This window comes from Luteibacter sp. P4_D7_3 (genome assembly GCF_056401735.1).
In genome coordinates, this window is record NZ_JBFUIT010000361.1 from 1 (window position 1) to 3,705 (window position 3,705).

The window sequence follows — 3,705 nt, forward strand, 5'->3', positions numbered from 1 at the left end:
TGCCGACCCTGTTCGGCGAAAAGATCGTGCTGCGTATCCTCGACGGTTCCTCGGCCAAGTTGGGCATCGACAAGCTTGGCTACGAGGAGGCCCAGAAGAAGCTCTACCTAGATGCCATCGAGAAACCTTACGGCATGGTGCTGGTCACCGGCCCGACGGGTTCAGGTAAGACAGTGTCGCTGTACACGGCGCTCAATATCCTCAACATCGAGGGCCGCAACATCTCCACGGTGGAAGACCCGGTAGAAATCCGCGTCGAGGGTATCAACCAGGTCCAGCAGAACGTGAAGCGCGGCATGACCTTCGCCGCCGCCCTGCGCTCCTTCCTGCGTCAGGATCCGGACGTGATCATGGTCGGCGAAATCCGCGATCTGGAGACCGCCGAGATCGCGGTCAAGGCGGCCCAGACGGGCCACATGGTCCTCTCGACTCTACACACCAATGATGCGCCGCAGACCATCGCCCGCCTGATGAACATGGGTATTGCCCCTTACAACATCATCTCCTCGGTGACCTTGATCATTGCCCAGCGCCTGGCCCGCCGCCTGCATGACTGCAAGCGCGAGATCGTCCTGCCCGCAACGGCGCTGCTGGCCGAGGGTTATACCCAGGAAGAAATCGACGCCGGCTTCAAGGTCTACGAGGCTGTGGGCTGCGACGGCTGCAATGAAGGCTACAAGGGCCGAGTAGGTATCTATCAGGTGATGCCCCTGGTTGAAGACATCCAGAAGATCATTCTGGAGGGCGGCAACGCCATGCAGATTGGCGAGGTCGCCCGCAAGAACGGTATCAATGACCTGCGTGCCTCGGCCCTGCTCAAGGTCCGCAATGGCATGACCAGCCTGGCCGAAATCAACCGCGTCACCAAGGACTGACAGCGATCCAGGCCCTCCGGCGCACCCAAGATGTGCGCCAGATGGCAGAATCAACGCCGACTAAAGCTTCACACTAGAATAAGAACAGGGGCCGACCGATAGGGGGCGGTCCCCTGAAGCATCAACCCGGGGGAACACCGCGTCATGGCCACTGCCACCGCCACCAAGAACGCGCGCGCCGTCGGCGTCGCGCGCGCTGAAGTTAGCAAGCTCGTCCAATACGACTGGACCGCCCTGGACAAGCGCGGCAAGCGCATGAAGGGCGATATGCAGGCGAAGAACGCGGCGATGGTCAAGGCCGAGCTTCGTCGCCAGGGCATGAACCCGCAGACCGTTCGCGAGAAGCCCAAGCCGCTCTTCGGCGCCTCAGGCAGTAAGGTCAAGCCGCGCGACGTCGCCATTTTCAGCCGCCAGATCGCCGCCATGATGGCTGCAGGCGTGCCCATGGTGCAGGCATTCGAGATCATTGCGAACGGCCAGAAGAACGCCCGATTCAAGAATATGCTGGTGGAGATCCGCCAAAGCATCGAGGGTGGTTCCTCGCTACACGAGGCCTTGGGCCTTTATCCCGTTGAATTCGACGAGCTCTATCGCAATCTTGTGCACGCCGGCGAATCGGCGGGTGTGCTCGACACGGTGCTGGACACGGTGGCGACGTACAAGGAGCGCATGGAGAGCATCAAAGCCAAGATCAAGAAGGCCCTGTTCTATCCGATCATGATCCTGGTGGTCGCCTTCCTGGTATCTATGATCCTGCTTCTGTTCGTGGTCCCCGTCTTCCAGCAGACCTTTGCAGAAGCCAAGGTCGAATTGCCGGCCCCCACCCAGTTCATCGTGAGTGCGTCGATCTTCGTGCAGAATTACTGGTGGGTGATGATCGGAATCATCGTCGGTTCGATCACCGCACTCATTTACTTCAAGAAGCGGTCCCTCAAGTTCGCCCACTTCCTTGATCGACTCTCGCTGAAGCTCCCGGTCATCGGCGACATCCTCAACAAGTCGGCCATCGCCCGCTTCGCCCGTACCCTCGGGGTAACGTTCCACGCCGGCGTGCCGCTGGTGGAAGCGCTCGAAGCAGTGTCGGGCGCCACAGGTAGCATCGTCTACGGCGACGCCGTGAGGCAGATGCGCGACGACATCGCGGTCGGCCATCAGCTCCAGCTGGCCATGCGTCAAACCAACCTGTTCCCGAACATGGTGGTGCAGATGACCGCCATCGGCGAAGAAGCCGGCTCACTCGACCACATGCTGTTCAAGGTCGCCGAGTTCTACGAGGAAGAGGTGGAAACTGCGGTGGACACGCTCGCCAGCCTGCTCGAGCCGCTCATCATGGTCGTCCTGGGCGTCCTCGTCGGCGGCATGGTGATTTCCCTCTACCTGCCCATCTTCAAGCTGGCCGGTACGGTCTGACCTCTTCGCGCCCGCGCCATGCACAATAGGAACCCTTCGCCCTTGCGGGCGGAGGGTTTTTTCTTGGATCACGGATTGCCCATGCTCGATATACCTCTTGCCCTCTGGATCGGCATCGCCGGCGTGTTCGGCCTGCTGTTCGGCAGCTTCCTCAACGTGGTGATCCTGCGTGTGCCCGAGCGCATGCAGGCGGACTGGCGCAAGCAGGCGCGCGAGGTGCTCGAGATCGAGGCGCCCGAGGAGCCGCGGCCGCCAGGCATCGTAGTCGAAGGCTCGCATTGCCCGAAGTGCAAGCACGCCCTCGCCGTCCGCGACAACATTCCGCTGTTCGGCTGGCTGATGCTGCGTGGCCRTTGCCGCTACTGCCGCGAGCCGATCTCCGCGCAGTACCCGCTGGTGGAGTTGCTTGCCGGCCTCGCCAGCGCGGCGGTGGTGTGGCGTTTCGGGCCGACCATGGGCGCCCTGGCGGGTCTGGCGATGACGTATTTCCTCATCGCCCTCTCCGGCATCGATGCGCGCACCCAGTTCCTCCCGGACGAACTCAACTACCCCCTGCTCTGGATGGGCCTTGCCCTCGCCCTGATCCCGGGCTGGCAGGTACTTCCGGTGTCGCCCTCTTCCGCCATTCTCGGTGCCCTTATCGGCTACCTCAGCCTCTGGAGCGTCTACTGGCTGTTCAAACTGCTCACCGGCAAGGAAGGCATGGGCCACGGCGACTTCAAGCTGCTCGCTGCGCTGGGCGCATGGCTGGGGCCGGTCGCCCTGTTGCCGATCATCATGCTGTCCTCGCTGATCGGTGCCCTGGTCGGCGGCGCGCTGATGCTGTTCCGCAAGCACCAGCGTGACGTGCCGATTCCCTTCGGCCCGTATATCGCCGCCGCCGGCTGGGTCTGGCTGATGTTTGGCGACACGCTGCTCGGAGGCTACATGCACCTGACGGGGATGCGATGAGCGCCTTCGTCGTCGCACTGACTGGCGGGGTTGCGTCGGGCAAGAGCTCGGTGGAGCGCTGCTTCGAGGCTCTGGGCGTGCATGCCTACGACGCGGATGTCGCGGCTCGCGCGGTGGTCGAGCCAGGCTCGGAAGCGCTTGCGGAGATTGCCCGGGCGTTCGGTACCGATGCGCTCGACAGCGAGGGCCGGCTGGATCGCCCGGCCATGCGCAAGCGCGTGTTCGACAACCTGCTGGCGCGTACGACGCTGGAGGGGATTCTGCATCCGCGTATTCGTACGTGGCTGCACGAGGCTGTGGCTGCCGATGAGGGTGCTTACTGCATCCTCTCGATTCCGTTGCTGGTCGAGAATCGCGCCAACTACGAGTGGGTCGACCGGGTGCTGGTGGTCGACGTGCCGGAGGCGGTGCAGATTGAGCGGCTGACGCGGCGGGACGGGGTGGATGAGGCGCTGGCGCGAAAGATGAT

4 protein-coding genes are annotated in these 3,705 nt (G+C 62.9%); all 4 read left to right on the forward strand.

The window, feature by feature from the left end; translation table 11 throughout:
- Positions 1-875, forward strand: an 875-nt coding sequence (locus AC1DSN_RS19820; protein WP_477332402.1) for an ATPase, T2SS/T4P/T4SS family, incomplete at its 5' end; no start/stop codon positions are given.
- 144 nt (positions 876-1,019) lie between these two features.
- Positions 1,020-2,285 carry a type II secretion system F family protein gene (locus AC1DSN_RS19825; protein WP_477296598.1) on the forward strand — a complete coding sequence of 422 codons (1,266 nt, stop codon included), beginning with the start codon at positions 1,020-1,022 and terminating at the stop codon, positions 2,283-2,285.
- A gap of 81 nt (positions 2,286-2,366) precedes the next feature.
- Positions 2,367-3,236: a prepilin peptidase gene (locus AC1DSN_RS19830; RefSeq protein WP_477332404.1), complete on the forward strand. Its 870-nt coding sequence runs from the start codon at positions 2,367-2,369 to the stop codon at positions 3,234-3,236.
- The coding region (coaE, locus tag AC1DSN_RS19835) for a dephospho-CoA kinase (RefSeq protein ID WP_477332406.1) at positions 3,233-3,705 on the forward strand (473 nt) is incomplete at its 3' end. The genes AC1DSN_RS19830 and coaE, both read left to right, overlap by 4 nt.

What these genes read in the sequence shown, in the direction of transcription:
- AC1DSN_RS19825 (WP_477296598.1), top strand. Translation starts at nt 1,020, where the DNA reads ATGGCCACTGCCACCGCCACCAAGAACGCGCGCGCCGTCGGCGTCGCG.